Source organism: Asticcacaulis sp. P4_H10 (genome assembly GCF_056400965.1).
Map to the genome: position 1 here is coordinate 96,576 of NZ_JBFUKH010000006.1, position 18,642 is coordinate 115,217.

General features: G+C 61.8%; 19 protein-coding genes. 8 read left to right on the forward strand and 11 right to left on the reverse strand.

The features are described 5' to 3' along the window. Positions 1 to 35: 35 nt before the first annotated feature. The 7 genes from pth to lgt form a co-directional block, all read right to left on the reverse strand. Positions 36 to 674, reverse strand: coding sequence for an aminoacyl-tRNA hydrolase (gene pth / locus AC1DON_RS12195; RefSeq protein ID WP_476935073.1), 639 nt, complete (start codon positions 672 to 674; stop codon positions 36 to 38). Between the two features lie 137 nt (positions 675 to 811). Beyond that, entirely contained in the window at positions 812 to 1,411 is a 600-nt protein-coding gene (locus AC1DON_RS12200) for a 50S ribosomal protein L25/general stress protein Ctc (protein WP_476935074.1), read from the reverse strand. A gap of 163 nt (positions 1,412 to 1,574) precedes the next feature. Further along, complete coding sequence (locus AC1DON_RS12205; protein ID WP_476935075.1) at positions 1,575 to 2,834, reverse strand: hypothetical protein; 1,260 nt, start codon at positions 2,832 to 2,834, stop codon at positions 1,575 to 1,577. A 240-nt stretch (positions 2,835 to 3,074) separates the two neighbouring features. Continuing rightward, complete coding sequence (locus AC1DON_RS12210; RefSeq protein WP_476935076.1) at positions 3,075 to 4,010, reverse strand: ribose-phosphate pyrophosphokinase; 936 nt, start codon at positions 4,008 to 4,010, stop codon at positions 3,075 to 3,077. A 103-nt stretch (positions 4,011 to 4,113) separates the two neighbouring features. Continuing rightward, on the reverse strand, positions 4,114 to 4,893 hold the full coding sequence (gene pgeF, locus AC1DON_RS12215) for a peptidoglycan editing factor PgeF (protein WP_476935077.1): 780 nt from the start codon (positions 4,891 to 4,893) through the stop codon (positions 4,114 to 4,116). 45 nt (positions 4,894 to 4,938) lie between these two features. Next, a complete protein-coding gene (locus AC1DON_RS12220; protein ID WP_476935078.1) occupies positions 4,939 to 5,991 on the reverse strand; it encodes a class I SAM-dependent methyltransferase in 1,053 nt (350 codons plus the stop codon). A 2-nt stretch (positions 5,992 to 5,993) separates the two neighbouring features. Further along, the gene (gene lgt / locus AC1DON_RS12225) at positions 5,994 to 6,914 is read right to left on the reverse strand and encodes a prolipoprotein diacylglyceryl transferase (protein WP_476935327.1); all 921 of its coding nucleotides are present in this window, start codon (positions 6,912 to 6,914) and stop codon (positions 5,994 to 5,996) included. Between the two features lie 171 nt (positions 6,915 to 7,085). On the opposite strand from lgt, the gene AC1DON_RS12230 reads away from it, so the two are divergent. The 3 genes from AC1DON_RS12230 to proC are packed head-to-tail and all read left to right on the forward strand — an operon-like array spanning position 7,086 to position 8,724. Beyond that, on the forward strand, positions 7,086 to 7,340 hold the full coding sequence (locus AC1DON_RS12230) for an accessory factor UbiK family protein (RefSeq protein WP_476935079.1): 255 nt from the start codon (positions 7,086 to 7,088) through the stop codon (positions 7,338 to 7,340). A gap of 14 nt (positions 7,341 to 7,354) precedes the next feature. After that, complete coding sequence (locus AC1DON_RS12235) at positions 7,355 to 7,921, forward strand: type III secretion system chaperone family protein (protein WP_476935080.1); 567 nt, start codon at positions 7,355 to 7,357, stop codon at positions 7,919 to 7,921. Between the two features lie 2 nt (positions 7,922 to 7,923). Beyond that, positions 7,924 to 8,724 (forward strand): pyrroline-5-carboxylate reductase, encoded by an 801-nt coding sequence (gene proC, locus AC1DON_RS12240; RefSeq protein ID WP_476935081.1) that lies wholly within the window; start codon positions 7,924 to 7,926, stop codon positions 8,722 to 8,724. Positions 8,725 to 8,757: 33 nt separating this feature from the next. Here proC and AC1DON_RS12245 read toward each other — a convergent pair whose 3' ends face one another. The 3 genes from AC1DON_RS12245 to AC1DON_RS12255 all read right to left on the reverse strand — a co-directional run bounded on the left by AC1DON_RS12245 (position 8,758) and on the right by AC1DON_RS12255 (position 12,001). After that, positions 8,758 to 9,843, reverse strand: a complete 1,086-nt coding sequence (locus AC1DON_RS12245) for a phytase (protein WP_476935082.1) — start codon at positions 9,841 to 9,843, stop codon at positions 8,758 to 8,760. Positions 9,844 to 9,926: 83 nt separating this feature from the next. Beyond that, positions 9,927 to 11,222 carry an ATP-binding protein gene (locus tag AC1DON_RS12250; RefSeq protein WP_476935328.1) on the reverse strand — a complete coding sequence of 432 codons (1,296 nt, stop codon included), beginning with the start codon at positions 11,220 to 11,222 and terminating at the stop codon, positions 9,927 to 9,929. 86 nt (positions 11,223 to 11,308) lie between these two features. After that, positions 11,309 to 12,001, reverse strand: a complete 693-nt coding sequence (locus AC1DON_RS12255) for a response regulator (RefSeq protein WP_476935083.1) — start codon at positions 11,999 to 12,001, stop codon at positions 11,309 to 11,311. 205 nt (positions 12,002 to 12,206) lie between these two features. On the opposite strand from AC1DON_RS12255, the gene AC1DON_RS12260 reads away from it, so the two are divergent. Both AC1DON_RS12260 and AC1DON_RS12265 read left to right on the forward strand, forming a co-directional pair. Next, positions 12,207 to 14,303 carry a PAS domain-containing hybrid sensor histidine kinase/response regulator gene (locus tag AC1DON_RS12260; protein ID WP_476935084.1) on the forward strand — a complete coding sequence of 699 codons (2,097 nt, stop codon included), beginning with the start codon at positions 12,207 to 12,209 and terminating at the stop codon, positions 14,301 to 14,303. Positions 14,304 to 14,467: 164 nt separating this feature from the next. Then, positions 14,468 to 15,757: a NupC/NupG family nucleoside CNT transporter gene (locus AC1DON_RS12265; protein WP_476935085.1), complete on the forward strand. Its 1,290-nt coding sequence runs from the start codon at positions 14,468 to 14,470 to the stop codon at positions 15,755 to 15,757. A 9-nt stretch (positions 15,758 to 15,766) separates the two neighbouring features. Here the strand turns inward: AC1DON_RS12265 and AC1DON_RS12270 are convergent, their stop codons facing one another. Continuing rightward, positions 15,767 to 16,222 carry a PaaI family thioesterase gene (locus tag AC1DON_RS12270; RefSeq protein WP_476935086.1) on the reverse strand — a complete coding sequence of 152 codons (456 nt, stop codon included), beginning with the start codon at positions 16,220 to 16,222 and terminating at the stop codon, positions 15,767 to 15,769. A 27-nt stretch (positions 16,223 to 16,249) separates the two neighbouring features. Between AC1DON_RS12270 and AC1DON_RS12275 the strand changes: the two genes are divergently transcribed. The 3 genes from AC1DON_RS12275 (at position 16,250) to AC1DON_RS12285 (ending at position 18,639) form a co-directional block, all read left to right on the forward strand. After that, positions 16,250 to 16,498: a DUF3253 domain-containing protein gene (locus AC1DON_RS12275; RefSeq protein WP_476935087.1), complete on the forward strand. Its 249-nt coding sequence runs from the start codon at positions 16,250 to 16,252 to the stop codon at positions 16,496 to 16,498. 220 nt (positions 16,499 to 16,718) lie between these two features. Beyond that, a complete protein-coding gene (locus AC1DON_RS12280; protein ID WP_476935088.1) occupies positions 16,719 to 17,813 on the forward strand; it encodes an MlaE family ABC transporter permease in 1,095 nt (364 codons plus the stop codon). A 13-nt stretch (positions 17,814 to 17,826) separates the two neighbouring features. Next, positions 17,827 to 18,639: an ABC transporter ATP-binding protein gene (locus tag AC1DON_RS12285; RefSeq protein ID WP_476935089.1), complete on the forward strand. Its 813-nt coding sequence runs from the start codon at positions 17,827 to 17,829 to the stop codon at positions 18,637 to 18,639. The last annotated feature ends 3 nt before the right edge of the window (positions 18,640 to 18,642 follow it).

Genomic DNA, 18,642 nt, shown 5'->3' on the forward strand with positions numbered 1-18,642 from the left:
CCTAACACCCGGACCGCACAAAGGAAACGTTTTTATCAGACGCCGTCGAGACCCTTGGCGGCGATCTGGCGCGTGTCGAGCTTGGGGGCAGGGGCCAGGCGCATGACTTCGGCCTGGTACCGGTCGGCGGCGTCCGGTGCGCCGGAATAGAGCATGGGCAGGGTGCGCACGCAGGCCTCGTTGAGCGCGGTCAGCCACGCCTGGTCGGCCTTGGCGAAATCGGACAGCACCCAGCCGTGGACCATCTCCTTGGCGCCGGGGTGGCCGATGCCCATGCGGCCGCGCAGGAAGTTTGGCCCCAGGTGCTGCATGATCGACCGCAGGCCGTTGTGTCCGGCGTGGCCGCCGCCCATCTTCAGCCGGAAGCGTCCTGGTGCAAGATCGAGCTCGTCGTGAAAGACGGTAATCTGTTCGGGCTTGAGCTTGTAGAACTGCAGGGCCTTGGCGACGCTTAGGCCCGAGACGTTCATGAAGGTCTGCGGCTTGAGCGCGAGGACCTTGAGTGGCCCTTTGGCGGTTTCGACAGTGCCTTCGGAGGTGATGCCGTCGAACTGCTTCTTCTCCGGCCCGAAGGATGGACCGCGGATCAGCTCATCGATCATCATGAAGCCGATATTGTGTCGGTTCTTCGCATATTGCGCACCGGGATTGCCGAGGCCGACGATGAGATGCATGAAGCGCGCTCGCAAAACGAATGGGGTTTGGGGGCCTGGGACCCCATAAATCTTGTTCTTTCAATAAAAAAGCCCCGCCAAGAAGGCGAGGCTTTTTATTAAAAAGGAAGTCTTTGGGGGCACAGCCCCCAAACCCCTTAAGCTTCCGAAGCTTCTTCGGCGTCGCCGCTCTTGCTGGCGCCCGAAGCGGTGACCGAAGCCACAACCGCTTCGCCCTTGAGGACCGACGTCACGTCGGACGGCAGCTTCAGGTCGGAAATGTGGATCGACTGGCCGATTTCGTAGCCGGTCAGGTCGACAATGATGTCTTCCGGGATGTGGTCGGCGGGAACCTGAATTTCCAGGTCGTGGATGGCAACGTTCAGCGCGCCGCCCTTTTTCAGGCCTGGCGACGCTTCGTGGTTCTTGAAGTGCACCGGCACGGCGATCTTGATCTTGGCGTGTTCGTCAACGCGCAGCAGGTCGAAGTGCGTCGGCACGTCCGTGACCGGGTGGAAGTCGATCGACTTCACGATGACCTTTTGAGTCTCGGTGCCGTACTTCAGCGTGACCAGGTGACCAGCTAGCTTGCCGGTGTACAGCGACTTCTTGAATTCGTTCAGGCTGGTTGCGATCGGCACGGGACCGAGATTGCCACCATAGAGAATGCCCGGGATCTTGCCGGCATTACGAACTTCACGAGCGCCGCCGGTACCGGTGCGCTCACGCACCTCGACGTCCAATACGATATCGACCATAACTTAAACCTCAATAGAAATACGCCGGTACCACAATTGGCCCGGCGGTCCGAATTTCTGGAGGCGGTCTCCGTACACGACAAACTCATGAGACGCAAGCGGGACAACGAAAAACGGGCCGGAGATCGCTCCGGCCCGTCTTTTCTTAGTGTAAGTCTTCCGATCAGGTCGACTTTTTCTTCTTGGCCGCCGACGCCTTGCCGGTGGACTTCTTGCTGCTCTTCTTGACCGGCTTCTTGTTCATATCGCTGTAGGACACGGCGTTGGCGTGCGACGCCGATACGGTGCCGTCGTCGTTGAAGCCGATGCGCTTGACCGGCGCGAAGCTCAGCGCATTGCTGGACATCTTGCCAAGGCACTGGCCGGTATCCATCAGGATGTGCTGACCCATGCAGAAGATATCTTCGTAATAGGGCTTGGCCACGGCCAGACACTGATAGAGGTTGAGTTTCGACATGCCGAAGCACTTTTCGCCAATGTCGTCGTCAAGCAGACTAACCACGGCATCGGAGCGTGCTTCGCCGCCTTCGCCCAGGATAGCCAGGGCGGCGATGGTCAGCGAGCGGTTGACTGCGTTGGTGTAGGGCGTGTTGAACAGGTCCGGACGACCGAAATCGACCGCCGGTTCCATCGACGGCGTCGCCGGCATCAGCGATTGGCCGACCTGCGTCGCCGCCGGGTTACCGGCGCTGTCGGCAGGCGCCGGTGAGGCGTTGAGCGTGGCGTCGCCGGTGGCGGCACCTGTCGTTGCACGCGTCGTCAGGCCGCTTCCGCTAAGGGCGGCGGCCAGCAGGCGCGAGCTTTCGTCACTGCGGACGCTTTTGAGCGTAACCGAGTTCTGCTTGGCCATGGCCAGGCGTTCATCGCGGCCGGTGACGAATTCCTTCGACCACTTCTGGCGCTGGATGTCGTAGGCGGCCTGTTTGACGCCAGAACCGGCCTTGTAGACCGACTGGCCGTCGCTGGACAGGGCGAGGATGACGCGGCGCGCGGCCACGTCGGCCGCAGGCAGGCCGGCGGCGTAGTTGGTGTCGCTGAGCAGCTTCGAGGTCATCTCGGCGCGGGCATTGGCGTCGGCGGCATAGGCACGCAGTGCGGCGCGGAAGCTCGGCTCCTGCATGGCGGCGATGGCGCCGTAGGCCACGGCACCGCGCGCAAGCTGTTCCGGCTCGTATGCCGACGCAACCTTCAGCTTGGCCTGCACGTCATTCCCGTCGGGAAAAACGGCGCTGACGGTGCGGGCTTGCTGGATGTAGTCGACATAGGCAGCCGCGGCGTCCGAGACACCAGATGCCAAGGCGACCGGAGGACCTGCGGGCGCGGGCGGCGGGGGCGGAGGGGGCGGCGGTGCGTCCGTCGCGCAACTCGCCAGGCTGAGGGCGAGCAGGCTGATGGCAAGACCCTTCGCAACCGTGAACTTCATATACGCAACTCCCTGAAACTTTATCGAGATGGGGACCGGATGAGGCAAGGCGCACACAGGCACCCTGCTGGGCAGCGCGATCGCGCCGTGGAAATTGTGGCAGACTGAAACGTGACAAAGCGCCGAAATTATGGCTCCTGGCCGGTTCCGACGTCTTTAATCAGCACGTTCAGACCGAACACGCAATAAGTTTACAAGATGGAAAAGACGCTATTTTTACAAGCGCCTTATTGTGCTGCATCAATCAAAAAGTTTTGATACGGATTCTTCGTTAGCGATGCGGCGGATGGCTTCGCCAATCAGGGGCGCGACGCCGACCAGACGGATTTTCGGGTTCTGGCGGATGGCTTCGGTCGCCTCGATCGAGTCCGTGATGACCAGTTCGGTCAGGACGGAGTTGGCGACGCGTTCCAGGGCCGGGCCCGACAGGACGCCGTGGCTGACATAGGCCGAAACCGAGCGCGCACCGCGCTCCATCAAAGCCTGGGCGGCGTGGCACAGCGTGCCGGCGGAATCGACGATGTCGTCGAACAAGATGCAGCGGCGGTCGGTGACGTCACCAATGATGTTCATGACCTCGGATTCGCCTGGGCGCGGACGGCGCTTGTCGACGATGGCCAGATCGACATTCAGACGGTCGGCCAGGGCGCGGGCGCGGACCACGCCGCCGACGTCGGGTGACACGATCATCAGTTCGTGCGGATCGGAATAGTTCGACTTGATATCCTTGGCCATGAAGGGAATGGCGACCAGGTTGTCGGTCGGGATATCGAAGAAGCCCTGGATCTGGCCGGCGTGCAGGTCCATCGTCAGGACGCGGTGGGCGCCGGCGCGGGTGATCAGGTTAGCGACCAGCTTGGCAGAGATGGGCGTGCGGCCGCCGGTCTTGCGGTCCTGGCGGGCATAGCCGAAATAGGGGATGACGGCTGTGATCCGCTTGGCCGAGGCGCGGGTCAGCGCGTCGATGCAGATCAGCAGTTCCATCAGGTTGTCGTTGGCCGGGAAGCTGGTCGACTGGATGACGAAGACGTCTTCACCGCGGACGTTTTCATCGATCGTGACAAAGATCTCGTTGTCGAGGAAGCGTTGCACGCGCGCCTTGGTCAGCGGCATGTCGAGATAGTCGCCTATGGCCTGACCGAGTGTGCGGTTGGAATTGGCGGCGAGCAGCTTCATGTACACATTCCTGGAAACGTCTGCGAGAGGGGCGGCGCAGATGCCGGGCTTTTAGCAGGCGAAGCTACAGGTTCAAGGTTAAATTGTCATATCACTGAGAAAATCATGCCCGCAGCATGATGCACGAGATCAGGCGGCCATAGTCCGGTTCACCATTGAGAAACGCACGGCGGTTTGAAAAGAAAAGCGATTCATCGGCGCGTGTATCGTGGCCGGTTGTGGCCGCCAGAAGCACGCCGGCGCGCTTGACCCGCATCAGGCAGTAGCCTGGCAGATCGAACATGCGCTTGTCAGGTGATGCGCCCGGAATGAAGAAGGCCGGGCTGTCAGGATCGGCGTTGGCGAAGGTTTCGGCATAGTCGGCGCCGACCTCGTAGGAGGCCTGGGCTATGCACGGACCAATGACGCAGCGGATTTCATTGAGCCTGGCGCCCTTGGACAGCATCAGGTCGAGTGTGGCTTCGATCATGCCGTGCAGCGCGCCTTTCCAGCCGGCGTGGCACGAGCCGATAACGCGGTTGACCGGATCAGCGAACAGTAGTGGCGAGCAGTCAGCGGACAGGGCTGACAGGATCAGACCGGGCGTGGTGGTGACCAAACCGTCGGCTTCGGGGCGGTCCTCGGTCCACGGACCATTAACGTCGCGCGCTACGTTGGAATGGACCTGGTAGAGGCTGAGGAGATGGTCGGACGGGCGGTCGAAAGCGGCGGCTACCAGCTTGCGGTTTTCGGTGACGGCCGCTTGGTCGTCCTTTGAACCGAGGCCAATATTCAGACTGTCATAGATGCCTTCCGAGACGCCGCCGCGGCGCGTGAAGAAGCCGTGCTGAATGCCCGGCAGGTCGAGCAGGGGGTGAATAATGCGCGGGGGCAGGGGAGACATGACGGTACCTATGAGCAGCGGTAGGCCTACTTACGAGCGCGTCCCTTAACCTTCAAGCCCGATCAGGGGAATTGATGGCGAAGAAGCGAACGCAATCGCCTTGAACAGTTCGCCCATCTGGTCCTGAGCCACAAGGCGGTCGAACTGGCGCTGGAGTTTGTCTGTTTGCGACGGGTTGGAAGCTTTCAATGCGTCTAGCCTTGCGTCGATACCCATGCGTTGCAGGAACGCGGCCTGGGTCGTGATGCCGGACGTCGCCAGGCCGGCTTGAGTGGCTGTAGACGCGACAACCGGAAAGTCCGCCCAGACGGTCAGGTCGTGTTCGCCGGGAGCTTCCAACGGATCGCGCTTCTGATGACGGCAGAGCGCTTGCAGCGTATCTCCGGGCTCAGGACGGTCGCGACCGTAGTCGATCAGCAGAGCAGCACCGCTCGCGACTTTAAGCTTTTCGCCTAGGGCGCGCGTGAAGCGAACCTGCTCGGGGCTATATTCAAAAAGATCGCCGTTATTGCAATTCGAAATTTCCGGAAATTGTGAATTTTCAGGCGCCAGGCCGAAAGCGAGCGCGTCGTCACGTACGCCGACCAGCCGTTCGTGCCAGTTGCCATCGACGCGCACATACTGGCGCGCGGGCAGGCAATCCAAAACCTCATTGGCGACGATAATCAGAGGCAGGTCATCCGGCATGGCTTCGACGGCCGGCATTAGCTCCGCATCGGGCACGACTGTTGCCTGCCGCTCGCGCAGGACGGGTGAGGGCTCTATCATGGTGATCCGGGCCGCGTCTTTGAGGCCCGGCACGCGTGCCGCGACGCGCAGGATGTCGCTCATGAGCGTGCCGTCGCCACCACCGATTTCGACCAGCCGGAATTTGGGCGCGCCCATCGCCATCCATGTTTCAGCGACCCAGACGCCGATCATCTCGCCGAACATCTGTGACACCATGGGGGCGGTGATGAAGTCGCCGTCGGCGCCCAGGGCAGGACGCTGGGTGTAATAGCCATCTATGGGATCGAGCAGGCAGCGCGCCATATAGTCGGCAACGCTGATAGGTCCGTCCAGTATGATCTCCTCGATCAGCCTCTGTTTCAGACTCAAGATCAGGCCGCCGTGCCGTTATCCGCAGGCGTGGGGACTTCCTCATCCGTCACCTTGACAGGCTCCGGTTCGGGCGTCGGCGTCTTGTGGGCACGCCAGATCAGCCAGGCGCCGGTCGCGACCATGGGCAGGGACAGGAGAGTGCCCATGGTGAGGACTTCCCTGAAGAAGGGCAGCATTTGCGCATCGGGATTGCGGACGCTTTCCAGCAGGATGCGGATAATACCATAGCCGGCGATAAAGACGCCCATGATCATGCCGGGCTTGTGCAGCTTCTTAAGGCGGAAAGCCAGGAACCAGACGAGGGCGAACAACAGCAGGCCTTCGCCAAAGGCTTCGTAGAGCTGGCTGGGATGGCGGGCGACTTCGCCGGCCGGACAGGCGCCACCATACTGGAGGTTGACATACTTGTTACAGAACACCATGCCCCACGGCAGGTCGGTCGGACGTCCCCACAGTTCGCCATTGATAAAGTTGGCGATGCGGCCCAGGAACAGGCCGATCGGCGCGGCCATGGCCATCAGGTCGCCGAGATTGAGCATCTGGGGCAGGGTGAAGCGGTTGGAGCGCGCCCACAGGATGGTCGCGACGACGACGCCCAGGAAGCCGCCATGGAAGGCCATGCCGCCGTTCCAGATCTGCAGTACCTGTATCGGGTCTTTCCAGATGATCGAGGCATCGTAGGCCAGGACGTAGCCGATCCGGCCGCCCAGGATGACGCCGCCGGTCAGCCACAGGATCAGGTCATCGATCTGGTCGGCCGTAACCGGCGCCTTGCCGTTCGGCCACAGTTCGAGTTTGCGCAACAGCTTGCCGGCGTAGAGCCAGCCGAGCACGATACCCGCGACATAGGCGAGGGCGTACCAGCGGATGGCCAGCGGGCCGACATGGAAGATGACCGGATCGATGTCCGGCAAGCGCAGTGTCATGATGCCCCGGTCTCCTGGAATGGCTGCGGCGTTTTTTATCAACTTCATTTGTCGGCGTCGCGACAAATTCGCGCTGACGACGGCAAGAATCATGAAAAACTTTGTTGCAAGCGCGATATGGCCTATAAGACTCTATATTAAAAGCGTTTGGCAGGAGACCTCCCCATGCAGAGCCAGCATCCGTTCTTTGACGAAATGGCCAAGCTGACCACGTCCGCGATGGGCCTGGCCCAGGCCGCGGGTGACGAAGCCAAGGCGGCCTTCCGGGCCCAGGCCGACCGTTTCGTGGCGGATATGGACCTTGTGCGCCGCGACGAGTTGGACGTGCTGAAGGCGGAAATCGCTGCACTGCGCGAGGAAATCGCGACACTCAAGGGCACGAAGACGGCAAAGAAGGCCGCATCCGACCCGTCTATTTAAGCTCAGAGATACATATGAACACCCCCCAGGCCTATGACAGCGATGCCGCCTTCGATCCGCTCGACATGGTGGAATCGATCCTCGCCGAGGAAGGCCTTGAATTCGAACGTACGCCGGAAGGCGATCTTGGTTTCGCCCTGAGCGGCGACTGGCGCACCTACGAAATGTGGTTTTCGTGGCGGCCGGAAGGCGAGTGCCTGCAACTGTGCTGCTCGCTGGATGTTGAAACCGGTGCGGGGCGGCCGCTGACGCCGGAGCGCCTGCCGGGACTCTATGAGCTGCTGGCCCTCGTCAACCAGCATGTCTGGTTCGGCCATTTCGAGGTCTTCCGCGACGCCGAAGCCGAAATGCAGGCCGGCGCGGACAAGATGGGCATGGGCGCCTATGATATTGTCTTCCGCCATACAGTGGCGATCAATCCTATCGAGCGCGCTTCGGTGACATCCAGCGCGCACATGATCAACAGCGCCGCTGAGGCGGTCGACCGCTTCTATCCAGCATTCGACTTCTGGTTCAAGGGCGTGGAAACGGCCCGGGACGCTTTTGCCGCCTGCCTGTTCGAAACGCGGGGCGAGGCCTGAGCATGTTGCCCAAACCTATTCTTCTGATCGGCGCTGGCGCGCTGGGGTCTTCCATGCTCAAGGGCATGCGCATCGGTGGGCACGTCCAGCCTGCGGATATGATGATCCTCGATCTTAAGCCGGGCGAGGAAGCGCAGGCCTGGGCTGCGGATGGCGCCAAGCTGAACCCGCAGCCGGAAGAGTGGAAGGCCGCCGGCACGGTTATCCTGGCGGTCAAGCCGCAGGGTTGGCATGCGGTGGCGCAGATTCTCCGTGGCAATTTGAACGCCGAAGCCGTGCTGGTATCGGTCATGGCTGGGGTGCAGACCCCGTCGTTGCAGCAGGCGTTTGAAGGCCATGCGGTCGCGCGGGTAATGCCGACGACCGGGGTTGCGACCGGCAAGGGCGTGGCCAGCATCTTTGCCGAGGGGCCGAGCGCGCTCGATGCCGCGTGCGGGCTGTTCCAGCCGATGGCGTCCACCGTTGTGCTGAAAGAAGAAGGCCTGATGGACTCCGCGACGGCGGTGTCAGGCTCGGGGCCTGCCTATGTCTACGCGTTTGTCCGCGCGCTCGAAAAAGCTGGGCGTGCAACCGGCCTGTCGTACGGCCATGCGCGCGATCTGGCGCGCGGCACGCTGATTTCGGCGGCGCGCTTGTTGGACACCACCGGTGAAGAACCCGACGACCTGATCAGGAAGGTCGCATCTCCGGGCGGTACGACGGAAGCTGCGTTGAACGTGCTCTGCGCGCCGGGCGATGGCCTCGACGAACTGATCCTCGAAGCCGTCCAGGCTGCGCACAAGCGTTCCAAGGAACTCGGCTAAGTTACGGGTCAAGGGTCCTTCGGACCCTTGCCTTTAGTTAAGCTTCAAGGCCTGCTTGATATTGTTCCAATCGACGATTTTGAAGTTCTGCTTCACGCGCATTGACGTCGGGGCTTCGCCGTCCGTGTCTGAATCGTCCTGCATCACCACAACACCATTCGGATAGGGGCCTACGGGGCCGCCCAGTGCCGCGACGCCATCGGTGCCGGTGACGGCATCGATGCCGTTACCGGGGAAGATCGAGAAGCGACCGGACGCGATGGGGGCAGTGCCATCAATGCGCCAGACGGCAAAGGCGCTGTCGCCCTGGGACGAAGCGATCAGATAGGTTTTGGAGCCTTCGCGCAGGATGGTCAGGCCTTCGACATCGGGCTTGAGCGTGTCCGAAGGGGCGGCGGCCAGTTGCTTGCGGCCAGTGCCGACTGCGGCCCAGTCTTCCAGGCTGTATTGCCAGATGCCGACATTTTCCTCGGCCACATAGAATTGGCCGGTCTGGTCGTCGATGACACAGCCTTCGGACTGGGTGCCGACGGCGAAGCGCTTTTCGTCCGACAGGGTGTAGCCACCGGTGGTGTTGAGCCTGGCGATGGCGACGTCGCCATTGATGCCAACGACGGCGACGACGGTCGCGCCATTGACGACGCCCATGCAGAAGCCATAGGCCTCGGAGGTCTTGAGCGGCAGGAAGGCCAGGGTTTCGAGCTTGTGCGCAGGGCTTAGGCGGAACAGGGCGACGCCGTTATTGACGCGATCGGAGGCGGCGACCAGCGGGCCTTCCGGCGTATTGCGCAGATCGACATTGTTGAGCGGGCCGTGGGCGACGAAATCGGCGACCGAGCCGTCGATATTGTAGAGATATAGGCCGGCCTTCTTGTCGGTGGCGATGATCAGGGAGTCGGAGGCGTTGGCCGGATTGACCCACACTTCCGGATCGTCGGCGCTGTCGAGGTTCTTGCTGCCGACGGCGGCGGTCTCTGCGCTGGCCCGGACGGGCGTACCGGTGCCGTTGGCGACCAGCTTTGAATCCGAGGTCAGTTCTGAGTGAAGCGGTGCGCAGGCGCTTAAAGCAGCGGTGAGGGCAAGCGCCGAGGCAGCGACCAGCAGGCGGCGAAGTGTCATGGCAAAACTCGTGTCTGTGTTGCCGGGTTGCGTAGTCGGTTTTTGTGACAGTTTCGCGAACGCCGTCGCAGGATAGGGCGACTTTATTCCGCCGGCAGGGTGATCGTGGCGCGCAAGCCACCCATGGGAGACGTGTCGAGCGTCAGGTCGCCGCCGTGGCCGCGCACGATGTCGCGCGCGATCGCCAAGCCTAAGCCCACGCCCTGGATGTTCTGGTTGCGGGAATCGTCGAGACGCGAAAACGGCTTGAAGGCGTCCTCGCGCTTTTCGGGCGCGATGCCTGGGCCGTCGTCATCGACGTGCATGGCCAGGATACGGCTGTCCTTTGTCGTCGTCAGTTCGGCCGACAGCCGGACGTGCTTGCCGTAGTGAAATCCGTTCATGACCAGATTGGTCAGGGCGCGCTGAATCGACAGGGTGCGGATGCGGACGGAAATCTGTTCGGCCGGCAGGTCGACATCGAGGGCATGGCCGGCGCGGCGGGTGCTGTCGCGGATGCCGTCGACGAGGCCGTGCACGGTGACGGTGTCGGTGTCCTCGTTGATTTCACCGCGTGCGAAGGCCAGGTATTCGTCGATCATATAGGCCATTTCCGACACGTCCTGCTTCATGCGCTGGGCGGCGGCGTCCTGCTCCGTCATGGCCAGTTCGAGCTTAAGGCGCGTTAGCGGCGTGCGCAGGTCGTGGCTGACTGAGGCGAGCAGGGTGGTGCGCTGTTCGATCTGGCGCTGGATGCGCTCCTTCATCTCCAAGAAGGCGTTGGCGGCCGAGCGGACCTCGGTGGCGCCATAGGGCTTGAAGGCCGGATCGTCCTCGCCGCGGCCGAACTTCGCAGCGGCTTCGGCCAGCCGCTCGATGGCGCGGACCTGGTTGCGGATGAAGAGGGTGGCGACGGTGGTGAGCACAAAGGTGGCGCCGACCATCCAGAAGATGAAGATATAGCCGGTGGTGGCGAACGCCCGGTCCTTGGGGGTGATAATGCGCAGCGTGCCGCCTTTCACCTTGACGCGAATATCGAGGTGGCCGGGATAGCGCGTGGTATCAAACCAGTAGGGGTTGTCGAGCCTGCTACGCAGGGCGCGGTCGATGGCGCGGTCCAGCGGCACGAAGATCGACTGGCGCTGGCTTTCGGGCAGGGCGGCATTTTTTTGCAGAACGATCGACAACTGCATGGGGACGCTCGCCTGTTTCTGGATGTGCTCCAGATTGGCAGGGGTCGGGTTTTCCTCATAGGCGCTGACGGCCCAGGCGACATCGCCGGCCATGGCTTCGGAGAGCTTGGCGGTAACCGCCTCCCAGTGCATGTCGAAGAACATCCAGGTGATCAGGACCTGCATGACGATAATGGGCAGGACAATGATCAGGAGCACCCGTGCCATCAGGGTGCGCGGGAAATTGCGCTTCAGGAAGCGCGACCAGAAGCGAAAACGAGGCAGCTTGAAGGGATTTGCGCGTGGGGGCTCCACTAATCCGGCGCCAGCATATAGCCCTTGCCACGTACGGTTTGCAGGTAGCGCGGGTTCTTGGGGTCCTGCTCGATCTTGCGGCGCAGGCGGGTGACCTGGACATCGACGGCGCGGCCGGTGGTGTCGACGCTGTCCTTGGCCAGGTCCATGCGGTCGACTGGCACATTGGCGCGTTCGGCCAGGTATTTCAGCAATTGCGATTCGGCCTCGGTCAGGCGGATCGGGCTGCCGCCCTTGCTGAGTTCGGCGCGTTCCAGGTCAAAGGTGAAGGGGCCCATGGCAATAGATTTGGGCAGGGCCGACTTGACGCCTGTGCGCCTGAGGATGGCTTCGATGCGCAGCAGCAGTTCCTGCGGCTCGAACGGCTTGGCGAGATAATCGTCGGCGCCGAGGCTCAGGCCCGTGATGCGGTCGTCGGAATCGCCTCGCGCCGTCAGGATCAGGATGGGGACGGTCGAGTTGGCGCGCACCCATTTCGACAGCGAGAAACCGTCTTCGCCCGGCATCATGACATCGAGGATCAGCAGGTCGAAGTCGAGCAGTTGCAGCATGCGTTTGGCGGCGTCGGCGTGCGCCGCGGCCGTAACACGGAAACCGTGCCGCGACAGAAACTCCTTGAGCAGGGTGCGGATGCGGTCGTCGTCGTCGACGACCAGGAGGTGGCGGACTGTGGCGTCGTTCAGAGTCGTCATGTCTGCTCGCGGCATGATGGTGTTGCGCCGAACGGACGGATTCGGCGTATTTTTCAGCACTCTAAGACCACTTATGCCGATTGTCACATCTATTACGTCCGGCAAAGCCAAGGATTTTCAGCGAATCGCGGATTCTGCCGGCGCAGCGACAATCAGCCGGGGTGTGCCACTTTTCATTTTCGTCGATTGCGCGTTATAAAGCGTCATGACCAGGGAGCGGGTGTTCAGCGAGATCAAGTCGGCGCAGGATACGGGCCTGTTTGAAACGCTGGCCAATTCCCTGCCGGCCTTGGTGTGGGTAGCGGATGCGTCGGGTGACTGCGTCTGGTTCAATCAGCAGTGGCTGGACTTTACCGGCCGGACGCTGGAGCAGGAGATGGGTGACGGCTGGGTGGACAGCGTCCATCCCGATGACCGGCAAATCTGCGTCGAGACCTATCACCGCAACCTGTCGGCCCGTCAGCCCTCTCAAGTCGAATACCGCCTGCGTCACCATTCGGGCGGCTATCGCTGGATTCTGGACCGAGGCGGGCCGCGCTTCGACGCAGGCGGCGCCTTTATCGGCTTTACCGGCGCTTGCATGGACATCGAGGACCGCAAGCAGGCCGAGGCCGAACGGGCGCGCTTCTTCGACGTGGCAACCGACATTCTGATGACCTTCAAGGTCGATGGCTATGTATCAAGCGTCAATCCGGCGTGCGAACGGACGCTGGGCTGGACGGCCGAGGAAATCGTGAAGATTCCTTTGTCCGAACTGCTGCACCCCGATGACCTGGAAGCGACGCGGGCCACCGGCCCCTATGTGCTGAACGGCGGCGAACTGATCGATTTTGAAAACCGCTATCGCCACAAGAACGGCGGTTATCGCTGGCTGACCTGGCGAGCGCGGCCGGACGCCGAAGGCAAGTTGATCTATGGCGCGGCGGTCGACATCACTGATCGCAAGGCGGCCGAGGCTGAATTGCGCCTGCTCAACGAGACGCTTGAACACAAGGTCGAGGACCGGACGCGCGAACTGGCCGAAGGCGAGGCCGCAACGCGCGCCGCCAAGGACGAGTTGCGCCGCCACCGCGACAATCTGCAGGAACTGATCATCGAGCAGACGCACGACCTGATCGCCGCCCGCGATGAGGCCGAGGCGGCCAGTCGCGCCAAGAGCGAATTCCTGGCCAATATGAGCCACGAAATCCGCACGCCGATGAATGCCGTCATCGGCCTGTCGCACCTGCTGGAGCGCAGCGAGCCTCTGAGCGATCAGCAGCGCGAATATATCGATACGCTGGGTAAGAGCGCAGCGTCGCTGCTGGAACTGATCAACGACCTGCTCGACGTATCGCGCCTGGAAGCCGGCGCGGTCACGCTGGAGGCCATACCCTTTACCCTGTGCCCCCTGGTCCAGGAGGTTGTACAGATGATGGAGGTTGCCTGCGAGGAAAAGGGCCTGTCGTTTGCCGTCGAGGGCGGCTTAAGCGACCATCGACCCTTCCTTGGGGATCCTGGCAAGCTCAAGCAGATACTGGTCAACCTGTGTAGCAATGCCGTCAAGTTCACCGAAAGCGGTGGCGTGCGCATTATTGTCGGCGACGCGCGGGCGGGTGACGGCCGCGATGCGGTTACGCTGGCGGTCGCTGATACCGGGATCGGCATTCCAGAGGCCAAGCTGGCGACCATTTTCGACAAGTTCAGCCAGGCGGACTCGTCGATCAGCCGCAAATATGGCGGCACAGGCCTGGGGCTTGCCATCTCCCGCACGCTCACCGAACTGATGGGTGGCAGGCTAACCGTCGAGAGCCGGGAAGGGCACGGGTCGACCTTCACCGTCAATCTGACGATGGAAAAGTGTGATGCGGCGATTCCCGTCCCCCTCGCAGCGCCGGTCATCGACGCGGCCACGACGCCGCACCGTATCCTGCTGGTCGAAGATCATCCGGCCAATGTGCTTGTCGCGACAAGCCTGCTGGAAGCCATGGGCTATGAATGCGATGTCGCCGAAACGGGCATCGAGGCGCTGGAAAGGCTGGCGAAACGGCAGGACTATGCCGTTGTGTTGATGGATGTGCAGATGCCCGGCATGGACGGGCTGGAGGCGACGCGGCGGGTGCGGGCGCTGGGCGGCGCGGCTGGCGGCGATATCGCCATTATCGGCATGACAGCCCATGCCCTGATGGGAGACCGCGAACGCTGCCTTGATGCGGGCATGGACGACTATATCCCCAAGCCGTTCGCGCCGACGACCCTGGCGGCCAAGTTGTCGGACGTTATCCAGCGCGTCCGTGGCACGGGCGCCAGACAACCGGCCTAAAGCAGCCCGCGTAAAGCCGGCGCGCAAAAATCGCTTGCAATCGTTACGCCTGTTATCGAAAAGTGCAGCCGCACGCGCGTATCGGCGTGCCGAAGCGATATACCGAAAAGTGTGGAGCGGTTTTCGGTGTAATATCGCTTCAAAGCAAATAACCAGAGTGGTTCATGTCATTTACCTACGGCCCGGAAAACCTGCAAAGCCTCCTGGGCATCGTCGTCATGCTGGCCGCGTGTTGGCTGCTTTCCGAAAACAAGAAGCGTTTTCCGGTCAAGCTTGCGATCGGCGCCATACTGGTCCAGGTCGGGCTGATCGTCCTCCTGTTTGCGCTGCCGCAATCGCACGCTGTACTCGATAGCGTGGGCGCCGGTATGCAGGCCCTGTCGGACGCCACCATGCAGGGCATGCAGTTCGTCTTCGGCTATATGGGCGGCGGTGATCAGCCCTATGCAGTCGTCAACCAGGGCGCCCTCTTCGTCTTCGCCCTGCGGGTCCTGCCGCTGATCATCGTCATTGGCGCGCTGTCGGCGCTGCTGTGGCATATCGGCGTGTTGAAAGTCATCATCCGCTTCTTCGGAGTCATCTTCGAGAAGACGATCGGCCTCGGTGGCGCGTCTGCTCTGGGTGTGGCGTCGGGCATATTCGTCGGCAATGTCGAGAGCCTGATCATCATCCGCGCCTATCTCGACAAGCTGACTCGGTCGGAATTGTTTATCCTGGTCGTCGTCGGCATGGCCAATGTGTCGGGTTCGACTATGGTCGCCTACGTCCAGATCCTGACGGGCGTCCTGCCCAATGCCGCCGGTCACATCCTGGCCGCGTCGATCGTATCGGCGCCGGCGGCCGTTCTGTTGTCGCGGATTATCGTGCCGGAACGCGAAGGCCACGAGCACGAAAAGGTCGATTACGGCAGCTCGTTGAAATACGACAGCGCCATCGACGCCATCTCCAAGGGCACTGCCGACGGCATGACGGTTGCCATGAGCATCGCTGCCATCCTGATCGTCATGGTCGCGCTGGTGGCCCTGGTCAACCTGATGCTGGGCGGCCTGCCGCTGTGGGACGGTCAGCCGGTGACGGTCGATCGCCTGCTGGGGGTTCTGTTCTCGCCGCTGGCCTGGCTGATGGGCGTGCCGTGGAAAGAGGCCCAGACAGCCGGCTGGATCCTGGGCGTCAAGATGGTGCTGACCGAGTTCGTCGCCTTCCTGAAGCTGGCGGCCATTCCCGAAGGCGCCATGTCGGAGCGTACGCGCATCCTGATGACCTATGCGGTCTGCGGCTTCGCCAATATCGGCTCGGTCGGTATTACGGTCGCCGGTTATGGCGCCATGATGCCTGACCGTCGTCCGGAACTTCTGGAGCTGATCTGGAAGGCGCTGGTGGCTGGTTTTCTGGCGACTTGCCTGTCCGCGGCGATCGTCGGGGCCCTGCCGAACGCCATATACGGCTTACAGTAATATCGAGGATCAGCCGTCGCGGCTGCCCTGCGGTGACTTGCGCGCCAGAATACCGGTGAAGCTCATTAACAGCTTGCCGTTGGCGTGCAGTTCGCCGCGTCCGAAGACCAAAGTCTTGCCGGCGCGGGTGATCTCGCCGGTGGCGACGATGATGTCATCGAGCCGACCTGGCACCTGAAACTGCGAATCGAGCTGTACCGTCACAGCGCCGCCGCCTTCGAGGTGCGGCAGGGCGAAGATGAACAGTGAGGTGTCGGCCAGTGTCAACAGGCAGCCACCGTGGACGGTCCCGCCGCCATTGAGATGGCGCTTTTCCGCCTTGAAGGCCACTTTGACCTTTCCTGCATCGTCGCTCTGGTAGTAGTAGGGGCCGACGAGGGCGTTGAAGTTCTCATTGATCTCGGCCACGGTCCAGCCGGCAAACTCACCCTCGGTGATGGTCTGAAGTTTGGGTTCGCTGGCCATAAGCTATTACTCCGGAAGGAAAAAATCATGTCCTCACAAGTCGAGGAGACTCTGCTGGAGCTCTTATCGCAGGTGCGAGACGGCGAGTCCATAAGCCCGAACCAGGTCGCCAAGGCGCTGGACGCGGTAAACTGGCAGCGCGAACTGCCCAAGGTCAGGGCGGTTGCCCTGGGCCTGGCGCGGCAGGGGCGGCTGGAATATGTGCGCAAGGGCAAGCCGGTGCCGCCGGAAGGGCTGAAGGGAATCTACCGCCTGCGTCTGGTCAAACAGGCGTAAATCCTTCGCGCGCATGGCGAATCCCACAGCTTTTTTATATGCTAAACGCCAGATGCATACGGATGCGATGTAAACAAGCCAGGGCAATCTTGCGAATTTATCAATCTCCATCATGTATAAAGAGCGCCGTACCCGACTTAAGGCTCTTTTTTAACCATGATCGCCGCCCCTGATGTCCAAGGCTGACTATACCTTAGACGCTACGTCTGAGGGGACCGGCATGGCCACGCTCAGCCTGAAAGGGCAGTGGGTCATTTCGCGGCTGCCCGGTGTAGCCGACCGCCTGCGCGCTTCGGTCAAGGCCCATGAGCGCATCCGCATTGTCTCCGCCGAATTGGAAAGCCTCGATACGGCGGGCGCCTATCTGCTGCACACCGCTCTGGACGGCAAGGTGGACGGCGAGATATTCGCCGACCAGGAAAAATACGCCGGGCTCTACGAACTGGTTCGCGTGCGCGAATCTGAGAGCGAAGCCGCAGATAAACCTGAAAAAAAGCCCGTCGCTGCAGAGCCTGCGTTTTTCCCGCTGCTGAACTGGCTTGGCCGAATGGTCATCACCTTCTGGCGCGAATTCATAGCCCAGGCGGTATTTATCGGCCACCTGATCAGCCTGACCCTGCGCTCGCTGGCGCGGCCGTCGCGCATCCGCTGGGCCGCGCTGGTCAGCCTGATGCAGCGCGCCGGCCTTGAATCCATTCCGATCGTCTGCCTGACCAACCTGTTTGTCGGCGCGGTCATCGCCTATCTCGGCATCGTCCAGTTGCGCCAGTTCGGCGTCTCGGTCTTCGCCGTCGAACTGACCGGCATCGCCGTCCTGCGCGAATTCGCGCCGTTGATCGCCGCCATCCTTCTGTCCGGCCGCAGCGCCTCGGCCTTCGCCGCAGAAATCGGTGCCATGAAGATGAACCAGGAAATCGACGCCATGGAGGTCATGAGTATCGACCCCTATGAAGCGCTGGTCTTGCCGCGCGTGCTAGCCCTGGTCATCATGATGCCGCTGGTCAGCTTTATCGGTTCGCTATTCGGCCTTTTGGGCGGGGCGCTGGTGGTCTGGGGCGTGCTGCACTACAGCCCGGAATTCTTCGTCGAACGCGCCTATGACTACGTGCCTTTCGTCAACTTCCTCATCGGCATGATCAAGGTGCCCTTTTTTGCGGCCGTTATCGCCATTGTCGGTTGCCGCCGCGGCCTGGTCGTCAAGGAAGACGTCATTTCGCTGGGCCGCCAGGTGACGACCGCCGTCGTTCAGTCGATTTTCATCGTGTTCATGCTCAATGCCATGTTCGCCCTCCTGTTCCAGGACTGGAACGTCTGATGCGGGGCGCAAAATGAAGATCAAGGAACTGCCGGAACTCAAAGGCGCCGCCGAGGCTGATCCCATCACGATAGCCGGGTTGACCAATCGTTTCGGCGACAGGGTCATTCACGACAAACTGGACCTGACCGTTAATCGCGGTGAAATTCTCGGCATTGTCGGTGGCTCCGGCTCAGGCAAGACGGTGTTGCTGCGGTCGATACTCGGCCTGCACAAGCCGTCGGCCGGCGATGTACATCTGTTCGGCCACAAGCTGGCGTCGGCCAATGAGACGACGCGTCGCCAAATCCAGGCCAAGACGGGCGTGCTGTTCCAGAGCGGCGCCTTGTTTACCGCACTGACCGTGGCCGAAAACGTCATGGCGCCGATTCTTGAATATACGCGTATGGGCCGCAAGGATGCGCGCGACATCGCGATGTTCAAGATGCGTCTCGCCGGCCTGCCGATGGATTCGGCCGACAAGATGCCTTCGGAGCTGTCCGGCGGCATGATCAAGCGCACGGCTTTGGCCCGTGCATTGGCGCTCGACGCCGAACTTCTTTTTCTCGATGAGCCGACTGCCGGCCTCGATCCTATCGGCGCTGCCGCCTTCGATGACCTGATCAAGGAACTGGCGGCAAGCCTCAATCTCACGGTTTTCATGATTACGCACGACCTCGACAGTCTTTATACTATCTGCGACGAAGTCGCCGTCCTCGCCGACCGCAAGGTTGTCGCCAAGGACAGCGTCGCAGAACTGGAAAAATCGGATCACCCGTGGATCCACGAATACTTCCATGGTCCGCGCGGGCGGATCAAGGATTCCGACGCTTCACGGCTCGGGTAAGGA

What these genes read in the sequence shown, in the direction of transcription:
- AC1DON_RS12255 (WP_476935083.1), bottom strand. Translation starts at nt 12,001, where the DNA reads ATGACGACTCTGAACGACGCCACAGTCCGCCACCTCCTGGTCGTCGAC.
- AC1DON_RS12260 (WP_476935084.1), top strand. Translation starts at nt 12,207, where the DNA reads ATGACCAGGGAGCGGGTGTTCAGCGAGATCAAGTCGGCGCAGGATACG.
- AC1DON_RS12235 (WP_476935080.1), top strand. Translation starts at nt 7,355, where the DNA reads ATGAACACCCCCCAGGCCTATGACAGCGATGCCGCCTTCGATCCGCTC.
- AC1DON_RS12280 (WP_476935088.1), top strand. Translation starts at nt 16,719, where the DNA reads ATGGCCACGCTCAGCCTGAAAGGGCAGTGGGTCATTTCGCGGCTGCCC.
- pgeF (WP_476935077.1), bottom strand. Translation starts at nt 4,893, where the DNA reads ATGTCTCCCCTGCCCCCGCGCATTATTCACCCCCTGCTCGACCTGCCG.
- AC1DON_RS12250 (WP_476935328.1), bottom strand. Translation starts at nt 11,222, where the DNA reads ATGGCACGGGTGCTCCTGATCATTGTCCTGCCCATTATCGTCATGCAG.
- AC1DON_RS12265 (WP_476935085.1), top strand. Translation starts at nt 14,468, where the DNA reads ATGTCATTTACCTACGGCCCGGAAAACCTGCAAAGCCTCCTGGGCATC.
- AC1DON_RS12230 (WP_476935079.1), top strand. Translation starts at nt 7,086, where the DNA reads ATGCAGAGCCAGCATCCGTTCTTTGACGAAATGGCCAAGCTGACCACG.
- AC1DON_RS12270 (WP_476935086.1), bottom strand. Translation starts at nt 16,222, where the DNA reads ATGGCCAGCGAACCCAAACTTCAGACCATCACCGAGGGTGAGTTTGCC.
- AC1DON_RS12245 (WP_476935082.1), bottom strand. Translation starts at nt 9,843, where the DNA reads ATGACACTTCGCCGCCTGCTGGTCGCTGCCTCGGCGCTTGCCCTCACC.
- pth (WP_476935073.1), bottom strand. Translation starts at nt 674, where the DNA reads ATGCATCTCATCGTCGGCCTCGGCAATCCCGGTGCGCAATATGCGAAG.
- proC (WP_476935081.1), top strand. Translation starts at nt 7,924, where the DNA reads ATGTTGCCCAAACCTATTCTTCTGATCGGCGCTGGCGCGCTGGGGTCT.
- AC1DON_RS12205 (WP_476935075.1), bottom strand. Translation starts at nt 2,834, where the DNA reads ATGAAGTTCACGGTTGCGAAGGGTCTTGCCATCAGCCTGCTCGCCCTC.
- AC1DON_RS12285 (WP_476935089.1), top strand. Translation starts at nt 17,827, where the DNA reads ATGAAGATCAAGGAACTGCCGGAACTCAAAGGCGCCGCCGAGGCTGAT.
- AC1DON_RS12200 (WP_476935074.1), bottom strand. Translation starts at nt 1,411, where the DNA reads ATGGTCGATATCGTATTGGACGTCGAGGTGCGTGAGCGCACCGGTACC.
- AC1DON_RS12275 (WP_476935087.1), top strand. Translation starts at nt 16,250, where the DNA reads ATGTCCTCACAAGTCGAGGAGACTCTGCTGGAGCTCTTATCGCAGGTG.
- AC1DON_RS12210 (WP_476935076.1), bottom strand. Translation starts at nt 4,010, where the DNA reads ATGAAGCTGCTCGCCGCCAATTCCAACCGCACACTCGGTCAGGCCATA.